18 protein-coding genes and 2 tRNA genes are annotated in these 18,587 nt (G+C 42.8%); 13 read left to right on the forward strand and 7 right to left on the reverse strand.

The window, feature by feature from the left end; all coding sequences use genetic code 11:
- Positions 1-135 precede the first annotated feature (135 nt).
- The 3 genes from DSM107010_RS29540 (at position 136) to DSM107010_RS29550 (ending at position 3,281) form a co-directional block, all read left to right on the forward strand.
- Positions 136-1,122, forward strand: coding sequence for a tetratricopeptide repeat protein (locus DSM107010_RS29540; RefSeq protein WP_106167402.1), 987 nt, complete (start codon positions 136-138; stop codon positions 1,120-1,122).
- Between the two features lie 458 nt (positions 1,123-1,580).
- Positions 1,581-2,459: a serine/threonine-protein kinase gene (locus DSM107010_RS29545; protein ID WP_106167401.1), complete on the forward strand. Its 879-nt coding sequence runs from the start codon at positions 1,581-1,583 to the stop codon at positions 2,457-2,459.
- Positions 2,460-2,645: 186 nt separating this feature from the next.
- Complete coding sequence (locus DSM107010_RS29550) at positions 2,646-3,281, forward strand: hypothetical protein (protein ID WP_127024597.1); 636 nt, start codon at positions 2,646-2,648, stop codon at positions 3,279-3,281.
- A gap of 116 nt (positions 3,282-3,397) precedes the next feature.
- On the opposite strand, the gene DSM107010_RS29555 is transcribed toward DSM107010_RS29550, so the two are convergent.
- Together DSM107010_RS29555 and folK are read right to left on the reverse strand one after the other, a co-directional pair.
- Positions 3,398-3,949 (reverse strand): NUDIX hydrolase, encoded by a 552-nt coding sequence (locus DSM107010_RS29555; protein ID WP_015152449.1) that lies wholly within the window; start codon positions 3,947-3,949, stop codon positions 3,398-3,400.
- A gap of 151 nt (positions 3,950-4,100) precedes the next feature.
- The gene (gene folK / locus DSM107010_RS29560) at positions 4,101-4,619 is read right to left on the reverse strand and encodes a 2-amino-4-hydroxy-6-hydroxymethyldihydropteridine diphosphokinase (RefSeq protein ID WP_015152450.1); all 519 of its coding nucleotides are present in this window, start codon (positions 4,617-4,619) and stop codon (positions 4,101-4,103) included.
- A gap of 184 nt (positions 4,620-4,803) precedes the next feature.
- Here folK and DSM107010_RS29565 point away from each other — a divergent pair, with 184 nt between their 5' ends.
- Positions 4,804-7,008: a transglycosylase domain-containing protein gene (locus DSM107010_RS29565; RefSeq protein WP_106167400.1), complete on the forward strand. Its 2,205-nt coding sequence runs from the start codon at positions 4,804-4,806 to the stop codon at positions 7,006-7,008.
- Positions 7,009-7,185: 177 nt separating this feature from the next.
- Positions 7,186-8,682 (forward strand): NADP-dependent phosphogluconate dehydrogenase, encoded by a 1,497-nt coding sequence (gndA, locus tag DSM107010_RS29570; protein WP_106167399.1) that lies wholly within the window; start codon positions 7,186-7,188, stop codon positions 8,680-8,682.
- A gap of 46 nt (positions 8,683-8,728) precedes the next feature.
- Here the strand turns inward: gndA and DSM107010_RS29575 are convergent, their stop codons facing one another.
- Positions 8,729-9,061, reverse strand: coding sequence for a hypothetical protein (locus tag DSM107010_RS29575; protein ID WP_015152454.1), 333 nt, complete (start codon positions 9,059-9,061; stop codon positions 8,729-8,731).
- A 194-nt stretch (positions 9,062-9,255) separates the two neighbouring features.
- Here DSM107010_RS29575 and DSM107010_RS29580 point away from each other — a divergent pair, with 194 nt between their 5' ends.
- Positions 9,256-10,293 (forward strand): hypothetical protein, encoded by a 1,038-nt coding sequence (locus tag DSM107010_RS29580; protein WP_106167398.1) that lies wholly within the window; start codon positions 9,256-9,258, stop codon positions 10,291-10,293.
- 136 nt (positions 10,294-10,429) lie between these two features.
- Entirely contained in the window at positions 10,430-11,395 is a 966-nt protein-coding gene (locus tag DSM107010_RS29585) for a DMT family transporter (protein ID WP_106167403.1), read from the forward strand.
- 3 nt (positions 11,396-11,398) lie between these two features.
- On the opposite strand, the gene mtnC is transcribed toward DSM107010_RS29585, so the two are convergent.
- Complete coding sequence (mtnC, locus tag DSM107010_RS29590) at positions 11,399-12,127, reverse strand: acireductone synthase (protein ID WP_106167397.1); 729 nt, start codon at positions 12,125-12,127, stop codon at positions 11,399-11,401.
- A gap of 171 nt (positions 12,128-12,298) precedes the next feature.
- Here mtnC and DSM107010_RS29595 point away from each other — a divergent pair, with 171 nt between their 5' ends.
- The 5 genes from DSM107010_RS29595 (at position 12,299) to DSM107010_RS29615 (ending at position 14,341) form a co-directional block, all read left to right on the forward strand.
- Positions 12,299-12,592: a hypothetical protein gene (locus DSM107010_RS29595; RefSeq protein ID WP_106167396.1), complete on the forward strand. Its 294-nt coding sequence runs from the start codon at positions 12,299-12,301 to the stop codon at positions 12,590-12,592.
- The gene (locus DSM107010_RS29600) at positions 12,589-12,879 is read left to right on the forward strand and encodes a type II toxin-antitoxin system RelE/ParE family toxin (protein WP_015152459.1); all 291 of its coding nucleotides are present in this window, start codon (positions 12,589-12,591) and stop codon (positions 12,877-12,879) included. The genes DSM107010_RS29595 and DSM107010_RS29600 overlap by 4 nt, the downstream gene beginning before the upstream one ends.
- Positions 12,880-12,972: 93 nt before the next feature.
- Positions 12,973-14,016: a reverse transcriptase family protein gene (locus DSM107010_RS29605; RefSeq protein ID WP_106167395.1), complete on the forward strand. Its 1,044-nt coding sequence runs from the start codon at positions 12,973-12,975 to the stop codon at positions 14,014-14,016.
- Positions 14,017-14,193: 177 nt separating this feature from the next.
- Positions 14,194-14,265, forward strand: a tRNA-Tyr gene (locus DSM107010_RS29610).
- Between the two features lie 2 nt (positions 14,266-14,267).
- Positions 14,268-14,341, forward strand: a tRNA-Ile gene (locus DSM107010_RS29615).
- A 147-nt stretch (positions 14,342-14,488) separates the two neighbouring features.
- Here DSM107010_RS29615 and DSM107010_RS38865 read toward each other — a convergent pair.
- Positions 14,489-14,659 carry a hypothetical protein gene (locus DSM107010_RS38865; protein ID WP_158631896.1) on the reverse strand — a complete coding sequence of 57 codons (171 nt, stop codon included), beginning with the start codon at positions 14,657-14,659 and terminating at the stop codon, positions 14,489-14,491.
- Between the two features lie 211 nt (positions 14,660-14,870).
- On the opposite strand from DSM107010_RS38865, the gene DSM107010_RS29620 reads away from it, so the two are divergent.
- On the forward strand, positions 14,871-16,397 hold the full coding sequence (locus tag DSM107010_RS29620; RefSeq protein ID WP_127024599.1) for a slipin family protein: 1,527 nt from the start codon (positions 14,871-14,873) through the stop codon (positions 16,395-16,397).
- A gap of 101 nt (positions 16,398-16,498) precedes the next feature.
- Here DSM107010_RS29620 and DSM107010_RS29625 read toward each other — a convergent pair whose 3' ends face one another.
- Positions 16,499-17,602: a hypothetical protein gene (locus DSM107010_RS29625; protein ID WP_106167831.1), complete on the reverse strand. Its 1,104-nt coding sequence runs from the start codon at positions 17,600-17,602 to the stop codon at positions 16,499-16,501.
- Positions 17,603-17,612: 10 nt separating this feature from the next.
- Entirely contained in the window at positions 17,613-18,578 is a 966-nt protein-coding gene (locus tag DSM107010_RS29630) for a lysylphosphatidylglycerol synthase transmembrane domain-containing protein (RefSeq protein WP_106167832.1), read from the reverse strand.
- Between the last annotated feature and the right edge of the window lie 9 nt (positions 18,579-18,587).

The raw sequence follows: 18,587 nt of genomic DNA on the forward strand, positions 1-18,587 counted from the left end.
GAATCCTTAATAGAGCATCCTACAGTTGATTTTTCTCCTTTTTGCCTCGTTTAAGATTTACTTTATGAATAGCCTCTTACCCATTACCCATTACCCCTTACCATTTCCTTAATTGAAAATTCACAATAAGTTACTATGCAAGATAATTTCACAGCACCAGCAAATAAATATCCTTGGTTAGAAAAGGTAGAAATCGCGTCGGTCGTTGGTTCAATTGGTGGCGCGATCGCTTCTTTTATGCTAAATCAGGCAGCAGTTGCTGCAATTCCGCTCTCTGTTACTGTCGCACTCAATTTAACCAATCGACGGATACTGTTAGATTATTTAAAACAACACAATTTAGCCACGATCGCTCAAGTTTTACAAGAGCAGGTAAAAACTCAATCTAATCTGGAAAGACTGAGTGAAGAATTAGGTACATTTGAGCAACAAACAGAGAAAAAGCATGGTGAAGCTCAAGCTGGAATTAAGTTGTTGGACGAACACCTTCAGCTAACAAATAATAACTTGCAACAAGCGCGAGAAAATAGCGATCGCACTCTTGCTCAACTCCAACAGCAAGACGCAAACATTCAAAATCAGTTACAAACGCAACTAGAAACGCTCAACCAGCAGCTAGAGCAGCTCCAGCAACAAACTAATATGCTAGTACAGGAGCAAAACAGCCGTTTAATGAACGAACAAGCTAAGATTGCTAGAACTGTAGATGCTTTGCGCGATATCGAGACTTGCACTCAAAGTTTGCGGATCAATCCGATTTCTGCTAATGCTTTCTTCAATCGCGGTTTAAGTTATCAACGCTTAGGCGATCGCGAAGCAGCAGTTGGCGATTTTACAGAAGCAATTCGAGTTAATCCTCAATATGCAGAAGCTTTTCAAAGTCGCGGTCTTGCCCATGCCGATCTCGGTGATAAAAAAGCAGCAGTAAGGGATTTACGCGAAGCCGCCAGACTATTCTTTGAGAGCGGTGAGATTGATAAATATCAAATTGCTCGCGACCTCGGTAAAAAGTTTCACGATTTAGATTCGCCTAGTGAAGCAGAAGCGCTCACAGAGGTGGCTTACGAAAGCTCAATGGCAGGATCGTTTGAAGATATTGCCTTAGAGTCTTTGTTCTCTTAATTTAGGTCAATTGGGAGGCGATCGCGCCGTAACGAAATCTGCCCGATCTATGTAACGTCATTTTTGTTTAGTCCAAAACTAAGCAGGACTTACGCAGTCGATCCCCCAAACCCCCTTAAAAAGGGGGGACTTTAAGCCCCCTTTTTAAGAGGGGAACCAGGGGGGATCGAGATCTCAGATTTTCTTGTGCGTAACTCCTGACTAAGGCAAAGTTGACCAAAATGAATTGGGGTTACATGACCCCAATTCTCAGTTATTTTCAATTTTTGAGCTGTCAGTCAGTGGATCGAGCCTGTTTTGGTATTTCAAGCATTTATAGAAACTCCGCTAAAAGACTAATATCTAAAATTAAAACTAGCAGATAGCAGAGCAGTCATAACAGATTTGATACAAAGCATTATATCGCTCTAATCGTTGTAACCGACACAAAAATTAAGATACTTTTTATCCTAAAAACTATGAGTGAAACTTTACCAATTTCCTCCAAATATCATATTTTAAAGCTAGTTGGACAAGGGCAATTCGGACGAGTCTACTGTGCTATTGATAAAAAAAATGGTAAAACTGTAGCACTTAAAGAACTCGACCAACAAAAGTTTCCCACGAAAAAGTTTTTACGAGAATTACATTTCTTATCTAGCTTGCAGCATCCAAATATCATTTCTTTTCAAGGTATAGAGCATATAAAAAATGCAAGATTTCTGGTTATGGACTATTGCGAAGCCGGAACTTTGCGTAATTTCATGCAAAGCGATGACTTTAATCTCATTCACGGTTTGAAATTTATTACAGATATTCTTGCTGGACTGGGACACGCACACACTCGTGGTGTCGTTCACTGCGATATTAAGCCAGAAAATATTTTAATTAGTATAGGTTCTACTAGCTACTTAGCTCGGATTTCTGATTTTGGTTTAGCAAGAGTTTGTCAAGAAATTTCTACAGATAAAATTATCTGTACTGGTTCTCCTGCATATATGGCTCCAGAAAGATTTTATGGTAAATCTTCTCCAGCGTCAGATCTTTATGCAGTTGGAGTCATGCTGTACGAGTTGGTTTTGGATTTTCGTCCTTTTTCAGGAATGCCAGGAGAATTGATGACAGCTCACATGAATCAAGCTGTGGAAATTCCTAGCGCTGTTCCGCTCTTACTACGTTCTACAATCTCCACTGCCATGCAAAAATTCCCTAACAAGCGGTTTCCATCAGCAGCTGAGATGATGAAGTCAGTGCAATTAGCCATAGAGGTAGAAAAAGTAACGTACGGTAATATTCCTCCTCTAAATATACCTTCTAATATTCCTTCATTCTCTTACCTAAATAGTACGCAAGCCTAGTAAACTAATAAGCTAATCAATTGCGATCGCCACATTTTTTGTTTAAGAATCTACTTATTTTTTGATGACATCACGTTACCTTTACTATCAATTAATATCATGAGCTACTTAGTTAAACCTGGATTCTCGACTTGTTATTATATTCGTAAACTCTTGCTACAAAACGAAGAGGAATTGAAAACAATCTTGAGTCAAAAAGCCGGCTTTTGTTTCAACACACAAGAAACTTTAGAAAAGCTTTTAAGAGGAATTTATCTGGAAGAAACGATCGAACAACTTTTACAAACTCTTTATGCCGATACTACTGAAATTTCTACTAAAGTTGAAAAACTGGAAGTGTTAGTAGCCAATCATCAAAGAATTTCTGTAGAAAGTCCCCATAACTATCAAGGATTAGGCGAGATTAAACGCCAGATCTTATGGATATTAGGTTTTAAGCGAGTAGCTGTCAAGATTGAAGATATAGTTCAAGCCCTGGTTCAATTGAATGAATATAGTATCAATTACATAGGGCGCACGTTGACTATCAACACATGGAAATCAACTCGTCCTGATTTTGAATGGCTAAATTTATTTGAATTCGATCGGTTTGGCAAAATCACCTTTGCTGGACAAGGAAAGGATGTAGCCAATGTCGAACAACTCAATTGGTTACAAGAATGGATCGTTGGCTACGTCTGTCAAGTCGCTCAGTTCATCCGCGACTTTACAACTACAATTGAATATAAAAAAATTGGTGAATTACCGGAAGGGGTATTAATTACTCAAGTTACTTCTTACTCTCACTGGGTTGCTGCAAAACCGCGATCGGCACAAGTTTGACAGTTAACAGTTATCAGTCATCAGTGACTAGTGACAAGAATTGAATCTGATTCCACTAGTCACTAGCCACAAGCCACTCACTAAACCCCACTCCCGACTCCCCAACACAAAGTTATTTATTGGGAAGGAAATAAAAACGGTTTAGCTAGGACAAAACTAGCAATAGATTTAGCATCTATTGGTTGTCCGACGAGAATGGCTTGTTCAAATTCCTGGGGCGTCATGAAGACTGTTTCTATATCTTCGTCCGCATCCTGACTAGGAGGCGCATCCAAAGGAACTAAATCTTGCGCTAAAAAACTATAAATAATTTCATCAGAATAACCAGGGGCAAGAAAGAATTGTCCTAGTTTTTGCCATTTTTGAGCGCGATAGCCTGTCTCTTCCTCAATTTCTCTTTGAATCGTGTCAAACGGTTCTTCGTTTGGCTCTACAGTCCCGGCAGGGAATTCTAAAATTCTGCCTTGTGTGGCAAAGCGATATTGCCACAATAAAATTAATTTACCTTCTGGAGTAATAGGAACAGCTAAAGCGCCTCCCGGGTGACGGACGCATTCCCAATCGCCTTCAACTTGGTTAGGTAAACGATAGCGATTGACTTCAAAACTAAATTTACGCCCTTGGTAAAACAGGCGATGTTTGAGCAATTGTGGCGGTTCTTGCATCATGTGAGGGAGTAGGGAACAAAATTCAAAATTCACGCATTGGGACAAGCACAAGTCGCAAGTCACAAGTTGCATTTAAAATACGCACCACTTAACAACCGTCAACTGTCAACCAACTACCAACTACCAATTACCATTTTTCACTGATAACTGTTCACTGATAACTGACTCCAGTACAGTCTACAGCTTGAAGTAGCGTGGCGATCGCTTTACCAGATACAGGATCGATCCAATTGGGGGCAATTTCTGCTAATGGGACGAGAACAAAAGCGCGTTCTCTCATGCGGGGATGAGGTAGGGTAAGGTTAGGAGTATCGAGAATAAGATCGTCGTACAACAGCAGGTCAATGTCAAGCGTCCTCGCGCCCCAACGTTCTTGGCGCACGCGCCCAAATTTTGCTTCAGTTGCCAGTAGAATATCTAACAATTCCTGGGGAGACAGTTGAACCTGAAGTACTGCACAACCATTAATATAGTCTGGCTGAGGTGGTCCCACTGCTTTCGTGCGATACCAGCTAGACTTTGCTGCGATCGCAATCTCAGGCATCTCGGCTAAAGTTGCTAAAGCAGCCTCCACAATAGCCAAAGAATCACCAAGATTACTTCCCAGGGCGATCGCGCAATTAGTAATTGGTAATTGGTAATTGGTAATTGGTAGTTGGTAGTTGGTCACTGATAGCTGATAACTGACAACTGATAACTGTTTAATAGTGTGTCACTTAAGACTCAAATCTTAAACAGGGATTAAAATATGCAAGACGGTTATAGCTTTGAAATGGGATTCGTAGTAGTTACGCGCGATCGCGTTGGTGCGATCGGATTTATCCGCTATTTTGAGGAGTGAGCAACCAAAGCTGATGGAACCAGATTCAACAGGGCAAAGTCCATCTGGAAAATTTTCCGATCGCCATCATGAGCGATCTTCAGGCAGTTCCCAGAAATCGTCTATTAAATCTCGCTACAAACCCCTCTATTTTCGGTTCTGGTTTTGGTTGCTTGTGGGTTTTGGCGGCGGGCTAGCGGCATTGAGTAGTGTTTGGTTATCTATAGAGGGTAGTCTACCACCAGCCAATGAACTATTGGCTACTGTGCGGAGTCAAACCCTAACGATCGCGGCTGGAGATGGCACAATTTTACAGCAGCAAGGACCTGCAACTAGAGAACCGTTGAAAATAGAGCAAATTCCCAAACCTCTAGTTCAAGCTTTTATTGCTTCGGAAGACAGGCGCTTTTATCAACATCGCGGTTTCGATCGCCAGGGAATTTTCAGGGCAGTCTGGGCGAATTTGCGTTCGGCTAATTTGGTGGAGGGTGGTAGTACCATTACCCAACAATTAGCACGAATTCTCTTTTTAAATCAAGAACGGAGTTTGTGGCGCAAACTGAAAGAGATCCGCGTTGCCATGAAGATTGAGGAGAATTTAAGTAAAGACCAAATTTTAGAGCGTTATCTCAACTCAGTTTATTTGGGACAAGGGGCTTATGGCGTAGCAGATGCGGCTTGGGTTTATTTCAGCAAGTCAGTTAACCAGCTGACACTATCTGAGATGGCAACAATTGCCGGATTAGCGCCAGCACCAAATTTTTATTCTCCTACAGTGAATAAATCGGCAGCAATTGGGCGGCGCAACATGGTATTGCAGCGGATGCAGGAGGATGGAGTCATTCATGCATCTGAGGCGATGGCAGCGAAAAATGCACCTTTAACGGTAAAAACAAGTTCTCCTAAACGGCTTCAAGCTAAAGCTTCTTACTTTACTACCTACATTCAACGAGAACTACCCAAATACGTTCCTGCGGATGTCCTTAAAGCAGGCGGACTGACTGTAGAAACTAGCCTCAATCCTAAATGGCAGCAAGCAGCGGAAGCAGTTGTGTTAAAAACTGTAACCGAGAATGGGAAATGGCAAAGATTCGGGCAAGCAGCACTAGTGGCGATCGATCCCCGTAACGGCGAAGTCAGGGCAATGGTGGGGGGGACGGATTTCGGCAAACATCAGTTCAATCGCGCTACTCAAGCCCAAAGACAACCAGGATCGACATTTAAAGGATTTGTCTATACAGCTGCGATCGCTAGCGGTCTTTCTCCTTACAAACAATACCTTGACTCTCCCTTCAAAGTCGATGGTTACGAACCGAAAAACTTCAGCGAGAGATTTCGGGGCGAAATGTCGATGCGGGATGCTCTGGCTGCTTCAATTAACGTAGTCGCAGTCAAGGTGTTAATGGATGTAGGCTTCGACCCTACAATTAAACTCGCCCAATCGATGGGAATTAAATCGCCTTTAATCCCTGCTTATTCTTTAGCTTTAGGTTCGGCAGAAGTCAATTTGTTGGAATTGAGCAGCGCCTATGGTTCTTTGGCAACTGGGGGAATGCATACAGAAGCTCATGGCATCCGGCGAATCCGCGATCGCAGTGGTAATATTATCTACGATGCCAAGTTTACATCTCGGCGCGTTTTAGACCCAGACAGCGCGGCGATCGCAACTTGGATGTTAAGAAATGTCATCACTGCTGGAACTGGTGGTGCGGCAGCTTTGGTAGATCGTTCTGTTGCAGGTAAAACTGGGACATCGGATAAAGCTCGCGATTTATGGTTCGTCGGCTACATCCCCCAACTCGTAACCGGAGTTTGGTTAGGAAACGATAACAATCAACCCACGGCAGGTAGTAGCAGTACAGCAGCCTATGCCTGGAATCGGTTTATGGTGCAAGCCGTGGAAGGCATGGAAGTAGAGAAATTTGCCGCTTTACCTAACTTAGACAACCGCAAACCTACGATTAAACGACAACCAGTTAAACCCAGAAGAATATCGATTGGCAAAATCACCGACCAAAATAGCGAAGGTGGTTCTCTACGCCAAGGAGAAAACTCAGAAAATTACCAACCTACCCGCAGAAGAAGCAGACGCGATCGACAAAGCCAACTGCGGGGCAGTCTTTGGCGATCGCGCTTGCAGCGTCAAACCCCCGCCGATCCACAACGCTACAATCGACTCATGGATCGCTTGCGTCAAAACCGCATTCCACGCCAACCAACCCTTGACAGTGACCAGTGACCAGTTATCAGTGACCAGCTATCAGCGCTCTCTTGCCAACTACCAACCACCAATTACCAATTACCACTCCTCACTGATAACTGACGTTTAAGGAATTTGTAAGAGTCCAAAAAAACATGACGAGCTAGACTGAAGGGGAACTCTCCTTGGAAAGTGCAGAGCTTAGCGTAGAATCTTATGGCACAGCAAAGCTTTGGTGTGATTGGACTAGCGGTTATGGGTGAAAACCTTGCCCTAAATGTCGAGCGTAATGGTTTTCCCATCGCAGTTTACAATCGCACTCCCGAAAAAACCAATGCATTCATGACAGAGCGGGCGCAGGGCAAAAATGCCGTTGCTACCTACTCTTTAGAAGAATTTGTCAATGCGCTAGAACGCCCCCGCAAGATTTTGATCATGGTTAAAGCTGGTGCGCCAGTGGATGCAGTAATTCAGCAGCTCAAACCCTTGTTGGATGAAGGCGACATTATCATTGATGGGGGCAACTCGCTGTATGACGATACGGCGCGACGCACTCGCGAATTAGAACCAGAAGGCTTCCGCTTTATCGGTATGGGCGTAAGTGGAGGTGAAGAAGGGGCATTGAATGGTCCTAGCTTAATGCCAGGGGGAACGAAAAGTTCCTACGAATATTTGTCACCGATTTTTAATAAAATTGCCGCTCAAGTAGAAGACGGTCCCTGCGTGACTTATATCGGTCCTGGGGGCGCAGGTCACTACGTCAAAATGGTTCACAATGGCATTGAGTACGGCGATATGCAATTGATTGCCGAAGCCTACAGCCTCCTCAAAGATGGTTTAGGTTTGGATAATCGGCAACTGCACGAAATTTTTGCCGAGTGGAATACTACCGAAGAACTCGATTCCTATTTGATTGAAATCACTGCAGATATTTTCCGCTATATCGACCCCGACACCAAAAATCACTTGGTCGATATGATTCTCGATTCTGCCGGACAAAAAGGTACGGGGCGCTGGACGGTGCAAAGTGCTTTGGAGTTTGGCGTATGTATTCCCACGATTACGGCAGCGGTGAACGCGCGGATTATGTCCTCTTACAAGCAAGAGCGAGTAGCTGCATCCCAAATGTTACCCGGTCCTACAGGCACGTATCAAGGCGATCCGAAGGCATTCATCAATATGGTGCGGGATGCATTATATTGTTCTAAAATCTGCTCTTATGCTCAAGGAATGGCGCTGTTAGCGACAGCATCCAAAGAGTATTCTTATGACCTGAATTTGAGCGAAATGGCGCGGATTTGGAAAGGCGGCTGTATTATTCGCGCTAGATTTTTAGGTAAGATTCAGAGTGCTTTCATTGAAAATCCGAACTTACCCAACTTGCTGTTGGCTCCAGAGTTTAGACAAACAATTCTCGATCGCCAAGAGGCATGGCGGGAAGTTTTAGCAGCGGCGGCGAAACTCGGCATTCCCGTACCTGCATTTAGTGCGTCGTTAGATTATTTTGACAGCTACAGACGCGATCGCTTGCCCCAAAACCTGACGCAAGCTCAACGCGACTACTTCGGCGCTCACACTTACGAACGTACTGACAAAGAAGGCTTCTTCCATACCGAGTGGACGAAGTTCTCTGAGGAATCGGTACAAACTTCTACCCCAGAACCGCTACAAGCGGATCAGCCGACGACTCCTCAGCCAACGGGAAGTCGTTAGGGAAGATACAGGGTGCGTTGATAACGCACCCTTTGAGTATTATTGATTAAAAACCAATTCTAATTTGCACGGAATTGCGGCGTGGATAGTAGTATCGTCCGTGCCTGTAGCGGCGGTGATATCTTTTACCATATCTATAAGGATCGTAGAAGCGATCGTACCCATACCAATCAGGACGATAAAGTCGATAGCGCGGGCGGCGATGCCAATCGCGTCTGTAGTGTCGATGATAGTCACGGTCGCGCCATCGGGAGGGAACGACAATAATTCCCGCGCGATCGCCAATCGTGACACCAAAATCTACGCCAGTTTCGGCTTTCGCGGGTGCTGCGGTGCAAATTGTCAGTAATGCAGTCAGTGCAAGAATCTTAGCTTTCATTGCCACTCACCTCAAAACTGGGCGAGGATGAGAACGTGATTTAATTCATACTCTCAGTGTATCAGTTATTAGGGAGCAGGGAACAGCGATCGAGCAGGGAACAGCGATCGACAACCAACTATCAACTACCACTACTCACTTCTTCGCGACTAAATATACAATAGATAAAATCTATCTTAGGGAAGACATAATGTATGTCCCTTAGTGTTGAGTTAGATGCTGCTGAGGAAAGTACTGTAGTTAAAGTTAGGAGTGCGATCGCTCACGCAGTGGCGGGACGGTTGCGATTGCGCTTGCTCCAGCCAATCGAAGATGCAGCTTATGCTCAATTAGAGCAGCAAATTCGATCTTTAGCATTTGTTGAAAGCATTAGAGTCAATCCTACAGTGGGTTGTCTGACCATTACTTATGAAGTAACTCAGTTTGCAAGCACTCCTATCCCGCCCTTGGAATTGCTAGCAGCGATCGCACAGGTAAGCAATTTACAAATAGATTTAGGTACAAATATATCAGATAGCATGAATTCCGACCGACAGCCTGACGCGGCTCAGTCACAGTTGAGAACATTTGGTGCAACTTTGGTTGGTGGAGCGGTAGGAGATATGTTTGGCGGCGCTATCGGTGCTACAGCGGGAGCGATCGTCATGGGACCCGCAGGCGCTATTTTAGGCGGTCAGATTGGCGTTTTTGTTGGTAGCATTATTGGCGCTCAAATTGGCGCTGAAACCGTTCATCATGTTGACCAGTTTGTATCATTAGCTAATATTCAAGGAACTGGACTAACAGCAGAAAAAATTGCTCAAACCCTGCAAAAGAGAGCAAGCGAAAAAATGGGCGAAACTACTGGGCAAATTTTTGGCGCAGTTGCGGGTAAGGTAGTTTTAGGTCCAACAGGGGCAGTTTTTGGTTCAATTGTAGGTGGAGCAATTGGCGCTCAGCTAGGAGAAGACACGACAACTACAACTAATCTACAGCGATCGACAGCAACGACTCAGCAATGGTTTGTTCAGACAACTCAAAAGTTTGTCGGTGAAACCGCAACAGTAACGGTAGGAGGGGCTGTTGGTAAAATCGTGCTTGGTTCTCCAGGTCAACAAATGGGCTTGAAGTTGGGCAAGCGAATTTCTAAAATCGTTGATTGGAATGTTACGGTACACCAAGTTGGAGAAATTACACCTACGCCACAGCAATCGGTAGAAAATTCCCAGACAAGCGATCGCCAATCCTACTAAGCTGTCACATATTCAATTTGCATTATCAGTGCAATTAATGCTATTTGCCTTAGACATTTTGACTTTTGACTTTTAACTTTTGACTTGCTTTGTAGATTCAGCAGTTAAGATCGGGAAGTCGCTCGACTTTTTGACTGTGCTGGGCATTCTGATAGTTCTCCTATCTTCCTTTGTCTTATCTTTCCACAACATCACCGTTCGAGTTCTATTTGCAGAGCATCTCGTTCTCGGTTTATTTCTTTTGGGTGGATACGTTAAACCCGATTTGCCTCATTCGTTCTTGCTGATGTTCATGCGAATGCTGTTAGTGGTTCCACTCATGGCATTTCTCGCACCCAAGTTGTACCCGTCTGCATGGAAAGAATGCCAAAACTTATTCCACCGCGATCGCCGCGATGTTCTGGTGCAGGCATTTGGCTGTGGAGTATTGATGTTTGTCTATGTTGCCTCACTCTACGTTGCCATTGGGTTGATTCCAACTGGCATCGCCATGACGCTATTTTTCACCTATCCCATATTCACAGCACTATTAGCTTGGCAATTTTTTGGCGATCGCCCAACACTGTTTCGCTGGGTCGTTATGGGCATCATTTTAATAGGTAGTGCCTTCACAATTCCTCAATCTACGCCTACTCAGAATAGTTATGCAATTGCGATCGGTATTCTTGCCAGCGTCGGCTCTGGAGTTGTTTATGCTCTTTATACAGTCATTGCCCAAAAATGCTTTGAAAAACTGCATCCCATTCCCTTCACCTGGATCAGTTTTGCCACCACGCTGCTATTTTCTGGCATGAGCTTGCTATTTTGGCAACTTCCCTATACCAATCTTGCCTGGACTCCTTTATGGATTGGCGGAATCTTTTCAGGATTGGTGAGTTTTCTCGGACACATTTTGAATAATATTGGTATTCGCGCAATTGGTGCAACCGCTGCCTCGATAATTGGTTCTAGCAGTCCAGCATTGACGGCATTAGTTGCTTGGATCGTAATTCATGAAACTTTGAATGTAATCCAGATTTTAGGTATTGGTATTGTCACGTTGGGTATTGCTTTGTTGAGTGGAGAACGAGCTTTAATTAAGCGATCGCATCACTCTAACTAATGCTCAAACACTATCAAAATTGTGAATAACGGGAAACCCCTCTGAATCTGATGTGCGATTACCCGATCGCAGAGAAAAAAGCGTTCGCATTCCCGCTGCCTTAGCTGCTTTTAGTTCTGCCGTCACATCTGAAATAAACAGAATTTGTGTTGGTAACACTCCGATCGCTTGAGCAATCTTGCGATAACTCTCTGCCTCTTTTTTCGAGCCAGTTTCAGTATCAAAATAACCGCTTAAAAACTGAGTTAAGTCGCCTGCTTCAGAATATTGAAATAACAATTTTTGTGCTTGAACGCTACCTGACGAAAAGATATACAATCGCTTACCCTCACGAGTCCAACGTTCAAATGCAGGTTTAACATCGGGAAAAAGTTGCGATCGCAGCGTTCCATCTCGATAACCGCTTTCCCAAATTTTCCCCTGTAACGATTTGAGTCCGGTAGATTTGCGATCGGTTGCTATTAAATAATGAATGTAAGGTACGGCGGCGGTTGCTGAATTATCCACCCATTCAGGTACATTCAACCCCTGAGCAAAATCGGCTGCATACTCTTGCCGCAATCGCTCTAAATCTGCTTGTACTGCACTTTCCTGAAAATGAGTTTGCAAAAATGCTTCTACCTGCTTTTGAGCAAAAGGAAACAACACGCCGAAAACGTAATCAATCGGGGTTGTGGTTCCTTCAATATCGAGCAAAATAATATCTGCACGAGCAGAATAGCGATCGGGCATGGTTACACAGAAATAATTACATGCATCAACCCGATCCAGTATACATATAGGGAATACAGATATGGCAGTCCTACCTAATTTATGAAACTCAAGCTTTTTTAGCTACTCCCTGCTATATTTGCTAACACACCCTTTTCGTTACAATGAGAATATCTGTTGCAATACTTCTCTATGAGTCAACCTACTGCATCGATCAACACCAAACTCATTGACTCTCTGGCTCAAATTATCCTTTCCCTCACCGACGAGGAGCGCCAACTTCTGGCGCAAAAAATTCAACATTCACCGTTGTCTGAGGAAGAGCATCAACATAAAAAAGAAGCTTTACAACGAGATATTACTTTGGGTGTGGAACAACTCAAGAACGGCGACTACACCGAGTATAACGATTCCTCACTACCCAACTTATTTGAAAATCTTAAGAGACGCGCTAAACAAAGACTTGAGCAGGAGCCAGCTCAGTGAATCGCTTCCGTCTTTCACAACAGGCAGAACAAGACTTGGAAGATATCTGGGTTTATCTAGCACGACAGAATGAACTTTTAGCGGACAAACAGATTGCCCAAATATTAGACCGATTCCCTATGTTATCTCAATTTCCTGATATGGGTAAACAGCGTAACAATTTACTCCCTGGACTTCGGAGCTTTCCCGTTCAGCCCTACATCGTTTTTTATACTAAAATTGCGGATGGCATCGAAATTGTTAGAGTCTTGCACCAATTTAGAGATATTGACAGCCAGTTGTCGTAATTTGGCGATCGCATTAGTAGAATGAGCAGCGCCTTCTACATTAATTAAATCAGTAACTTACTACAGGAGTGCCAGTAGCTACCAGAGAAAAGTATGGTTGTTAAACATCAAGCTACTATTCCACGCTTAACTGAAGGTAGTATCGAACAGTTACGCAAGAGAGGATTACCTGAATGCAACACTGATGAAGAAATAGCATTAGCAATGGGAATCAGCGTCGAAAAGCTGCATTTTTTAGCTGGCGATCGCTCTGTATCTTCTACTTCACTTTATTCCCGCTTTCAGATTTCCAAAAAAACAGGTGAAGCAAGAATAATTTCTGTACCAACGCCCGAACTAAAAGCTGCTCAAAGATGGATTTTAAAGCATATTTTAGATAAGATAGAAATTCACGATGCAGCTCATGGCTTTTGTCGCGATCGCTCTATTGTTACCAATGCCACACCGCATGTAGGTAGAGATGTAATAGTAAAACTCGATCTACAAAACTTTTTTCAATTAATTACATATAAACGTGTCAAAGAATTATTTCATGGTTTTGGTTATTCTGAAACTGCGGCAACAATTTTTGGATTAATCTGTACGATCGCGACAACAAATAATAGTAATAAAACGAGCTGTAAAAATATAGAAAAACGTCACTTACCTGAAGGTGCGCCAACCAGCCCTGCTATTTCAAATCTGGTTTGCGATCGCCTCGATACGCATTTAACTAAACTTGCCAATAATCTTGGATTTCGCTATACACGTTATGCCGACGATCTAACATTTTCTTGTTATGGAGCAGCTCATAAAGTAGATAAATTAATTCAAGAAAGTAAATCGATCGTTACTCAAGAAAGCTTTACAGTTAATTCTGATAAAACTCAAGTTTTAAGCAAATCTGTACAACAAATAGTCACGGGTATTGTGGTAAACCAACAATTAAATCTATCTCGAAAAACGTTGAAAGCTTTCCGAGCTACTTTGTATCAAATCGAACGAGAAGGTTTATCAGGTAAAAAATGGGGGAATTCAAATAATTTAATTGCTACAATTACTGGGTTTGCTAACTACGTAGCAATGGTTAACCCCAGCAAAGGCGCAGAATTTTTAGCATCAGTAGAACGGATTAAACAGAAATGCGATCGCTCCTAAGTTGTGAATAAAATATACAACTTGAGTAATTTCTCGCTTGCTATTTGCGGTTGTTGTGTTAAATTTATACCGAAGTAGTTGTAAAGTTACAAAGCTGTAGTACGGGTTCTGCATACCCGACTGGTACGCTGACTCATAGTATAAGCGTATACCGCAAAGTACTTTAGCTATTGCACCGTTTGATTAGCTCAGTTGGTAAGAGCGCCTGCTGTATGCGGGATGACCCAGGTTCAAATCCTGTATCAAACCCCCGAAAGTTAGCTCATTTGGTTAGAGCAATCGGTGTATCGCCGATTGGTAGCAGGTTCGATTCCTGTACTTTCTCCAAAATCCCCTCGTCCTGGGTACGGACACCTTGTTAGGGACAAGGCAGCTTCGGAAGAAGCAGTTAGTAGTGGGTTTTCCCAGTGCTAAGAACGGCTGAAAACGTTTTATTCGTCACTTACTCTGTCAAGCAGGTGTTTGTTCGCAGTCAAGGAGCCAGCGCAAATGTAATTCTCTCTAACTTGAGTATGTCCTTCATTTTCCCAATCCGATTCTCTACAGAGACTCTGGCACAGGCAAATCGAACGGCGTATTTGAGCGTTGTTGGCTTTGGTTGAATTACCTTCGGGTGTTCTGGCAAGGTTACAGCACTCTTCATCCAGTTTTGGAGAATCTTTTGCCCGCACCAAGATTGTTAACCCCTGTACTGGCAGAGTAAAAAATATTTTTGTATTATATGTAGTATGCCGAAATTATCTTGCTAAGGGTTGTAAGCTCCTGGTTAGTAGCTAAAGCTGCCAAAAAGACGAATGTTCTTATCTAATCTTCTCCGGCGGGTACAGTTGCCCAAATTATCGATTCAAATTTCTATGTGGAAAACCTTTTACATCAAGCCTAACGAAATCGGAATTTTATATCACCGCAGCGATTTTAAGAAGATTTTACAGCCAGGGACTTACACTTATTTGGGTCGCCACTGGCAAGTCAAAACTTATGACTTGAACCAGCCAGAAGTTAAGATTGAAAATCTAGAATTATTGCTCAGAACCCACGAAGCCGAATTACAAGAGCATCTATTAATTATTAGAACAGCATTTAACCAAACTGCTTTAGTACGCTGCGGTCAAACCTGGATAAGTATCATGCCAAATCAACTACGTGCTTTTTGGCGTGGCTTTATTGAGGTAGAATCTCATATTTTCAATTTAGAAGGAAGTTTAGAATTACCTGCTGAATTTGTTCAGCAATTGCGCGGACTTGCCATAAACGGATTGAAAAAATTCCAAATTTCAGAGTATGAAATTGGCTTGCTATACGTTCAAAATAACTTTATTAGACCTCTAGAACAAGGGGAATATGCTTTTTGGACTGTAAATCGGGATGTTGCACTAAGAACTCTCAGCCGGATCGTACCTAACCCAGACTTTCCACTAGAAGATGTATTGATTGAACAACATCCTGAGTTTGTTTCAGCCTATTGCGAAGTCGTACAATTACAAGATCGACAAGTAGCAATTGTCCGGTATTTGGGTAAAGTTATTGCTATTTTGCCACCTACAAGCCGCAAGTTATTTTGGCGCGGTGTGGAATTGGAAATGATCGATATTAGTAGCAATGCTAAATTATCGCCTAATTTAGTAGCAGAATTGTTGGCAGGTTCTAAAGAAGTTCTATTACTAAGCCATAACAGTTTGCACGTTCGAGAAGTACCCGCGCAGCACGTTGGTTTATTGTATGTAAATCAAGAATTTCAAGCTTTACTAGAGCCAGGAATACATGCTTGGTGGTTGTATGGACGCTCCTTTCAAACTGAAGTGATTGACATGCGTTTGCAAAATATCGAGGTATCCGGTCAAGATATTCTATCAAAAGATAAAGTTCCTCTACGCTTGAACTTAACTGCTGGTTTTCGCATTCAAGATCCGCTGAGAGCAAAAAATGGTTTATCAGATATTTCTAGTTTCTTGTATAAAGAATTACAGTTTGCTTTACGTGCAGCAGTTGGCGAACAAACTTTGGATGCACTATTAGAAAATAAAGGTGCGATCGATCGCAGTGTTGCTGAATACATTCGTAGCAAAACCGCAGACTATGGAATTGAAGTTGATTCTGTCGGGGTGAAAGATATAATTTTACCTGGCGAGATTAAGACAATATTGAGCAAGGTAGTAGAAGCGGAAAAAGCTGCTCAAGCAAACGTAGTTAGACGCAGAGAAGAAACCGCAGCTACTCGCAGTATGTTAAATACTGCAAAAGTGATGGAAGATAACCCTGTTGCTTTGCGTTTGAAAGAATTGGAGGTATTAGAACGAATTGCAGAAAAGATCGATCGCATTCAAGTTAATGGCAGTTTAGATAGTATTTTGACCGAATTAATTCAGATTAATCGGCAATAACCATATTACTGTAGGGGCGGGTTCACTAGAAATTTCCATACACATATGAAGAACTCTATTAACCCGCCCTCATATGATTTGGGATCAACCGATCGCCAGAATTAATAATAAAATTTAGCAATTTTTTGGGCGATCGCACCCCATTTAGAATTTTGAGTCATAGCTGCCCAATAAGCAAAGCCGCGAATTGCCATGTTGTGATCGACGGCTTTCACCTTGCCAGTTCGTCCGGTTTCCTGCCCTGCGGTGCGAGTATTCCCCTTAGTGCTAATTTCTCCTGAAGCTAAAACTCTGGTTTGCTGCCATGCTAAGGCTTTCTCAATCGCTGTTTTTACTTTTGGCGTGAGGGGATCGTCTGGAAAGTAAGTCACCCACCGCTGAGCATACACTACACCTACCATTTGATAACTACTATCATGCCCGCCTTTTTCTGGATTAATCCCATTTGGACGCTGTAAAGCTAAGCCTTCCTGAAGCGACTGACGGGCATATTTCATCAACTCTGCATCCCCAGTTAGTTTGCTGGTTAACCCCAAGGCTACTGCAACTGCATATCGGCGATGGGTGTAAGGCTGGTTGCGTTTAATTCCCTGTTTCCAGACATCTTGAGAAATCATCCAACGGGCAGCATGTCTAACCAAAGGCTTGTAACGCGATACTTGTGCTGCATACTTATTTACTTGGGGAGACTGCTGGATGACTAAGAGACTATGGGCAACTGCTTGTACAAAGAACGAAGTACTATGGAAAGGATCGCCCGTTCCCTTAAAACTGCCGTCCGCAGCTTGTTGTTTGAATCCCCAGTCAAACATCTTGAATCCCGCTTGGATAGCTTGAGGATTGTTGCTGACTAACCCACCAATCACCAATCCTTCACCGTAGCGTTGCGCTTCAATATACCACTTGGTTGTTCGGTGACGTTCCCAGTCGATGTTGGCGCTATGCGCGCCACTCGGCGATATAGCATTATATGACTTAGAAAGGCGACGGTAGAGATAATTGCTAATGAGATTGGATGACTCGTAGTGAAAGTCTGTACGCTTTCTATTTCTCTGAGTTGGGGGAGTTGGAATCGGACGTTTAGCAACATCAAATTGAGATATGCGATCGCGTGTATCTGTCAAAATTAATGGAGAGGCGATCGCTTTTTCCCCAATTTGTACTGAGAATAGTAATAGCATCGCCAACAAACTGCGTACTTTCACTTCCTACTCCCTATTTATTCCCTTGTCTAACTTGCTGAAAACCTGTAGAATCCAACAGTAAAACAACTGCTCCAGGCAAACTTAACATCCAACCCAAAACTGTAATTGTGAGAGACAACAATAGAGCTTGTTCTACTGAAAGACCAATCCGACTAAATAAATAAGCCCATAATCCTTCTTTTAGTCCAATTCCGCCTAAAGATATTGGTAGTAAAGTTACTACTACAATTATTGGAATAAAAACTAAGAGTTCCAAATAAGAAATTGGAATTTTTAACTGATGGGCAACTAAGTAATGATAATAAACTATAGCTAACTGTAGTAAAAGTGACAGTCCCATTGATAACAACAAAGCTTGGCGATGTTGGGCAAATGTGCGTAAGAGAATTTGAATTTTTGCAAACCGAGCCGCTACTGAACTCAGCCGAAACTTGATGAGCCAAGGTTCTGCCCAAATTAATAACTTTGGGCTGGCTATCAGTAAAACTGCTCCGACTAGCGAACCAACACAAGCTGCAAATAAGAGCAGAATATCCCAGCGTCCAATCAATTTAAAAGCAGGCACTAAGCCAATGACTGCTAACCCAGAAAGGGCAGCAAGTCCGGTAAATCTTTCTAGAAAAACAGATACAAGTGCTACTTCTGAATCTTTAGTCGATTGCGCGACTCGATAAACTCGATAGACATCTCCGCCTAGTGCGCCTGGGAGGAAAATATTCAAAAACATTCCAGCGAAATAACTACTGAGTAAACTACTCATTGGTGCAGAATGTCCGCTAGACCACAAAACAACTTGCCAACGCCAACAACTCAGCAGTTGACAACCCGTGTAGAATAGCAAAGCAAAGATAATGAAAGATGGAGATAGGTACTGAAATTGTACCCAGACTTGATACAAATCCATCCGAGTCAATACTAAAGCTAGTATTCCTGTACTAACAATAAGTTTGATTAAAAATATTGGTTTTACTTTCACTTAATTGCC

Source organism: Chroococcidiopsis cubana SAG 39.79 (assembly GCF_003991895.1).
In the GTDB taxonomy this organism is placed as follows: Bacteria; Cyanobacteriota; Cyanobacteriia; order Cyanobacteriales; family Chroococcidiopsidaceae; genus Chroococcidiopsis; species Chroococcidiopsis thermalis.

Coding starts and splice junctions, on each gene's coding strand:
- DSM107010_RS29540 (WP_106167402.1), top strand. CDS start 136: ATGCAAGATAATTTCACAGCACCAGCAAATAAATATCCTTGGTTAGAA.
- DSM107010_RS29545 (WP_106167401.1), top strand. CDS start 1,581: ATGAGTGAAACTTTACCAATTTCCTCCAAATATCATATTTTAAAGCTA.
- DSM107010_RS29555 (WP_015152449.1), bottom strand. CDS start 3,949: ATGATGCAAGAACCGCCACAATTGCTCAAACATCGCCTGTTTTACCAA.
- DSM107010_RS29565 (WP_106167400.1), top strand. CDS start 4,804: ATGGAACCAGATTCAACAGGGCAAAGTCCATCTGGAAAATTTTCCGAT.
- gndA (WP_106167399.1), top strand. CDS start 7,186: ATGGCACAGCAAAGCTTTGGTGTGATTGGACTAGCGGTTATGGGTGAA.
- DSM107010_RS29575 (WP_015152454.1), bottom strand. CDS start 9,061: ATGAAAGCTAAGATTCTTGCACTGACTGCATTACTGACAATTTGCACC.
- DSM107010_RS29580 (WP_106167398.1), top strand. CDS start 9,256: ATGTCCCTTAGTGTTGAGTTAGATGCTGCTGAGGAAAGTACTGTAGTT.
- mtnC (WP_106167397.1), bottom strand. CDS start 12,127: ATGCCCGATCGCTATTCTGCTCGTGCAGATATTATTTTGCTCGATATT.
- DSM107010_RS29595 (WP_106167396.1), top strand. CDS start 12,299: ATGAGTCAACCTACTGCATCGATCAACACCAAACTCATTGACTCTCTG.
- DSM107010_RS29605 (WP_106167395.1), top strand. CDS start 12,973: ATGGTTGTTAAACATCAAGCTACTATTCCACGCTTAACTGAAGGTAGT.
- DSM107010_RS38865 (WP_158631896.1), bottom strand. CDS start 14,659: ATGAAGAGTGCTGTAACCTTGCCAGAACACCCGAAGGTAATTCAACCA.
- DSM107010_RS29620 (WP_127024599.1), top strand. CDS start 14,871: ATGTGGAAAACCTTTTACATCAAGCCTAACGAAATCGGAATTTTATAT.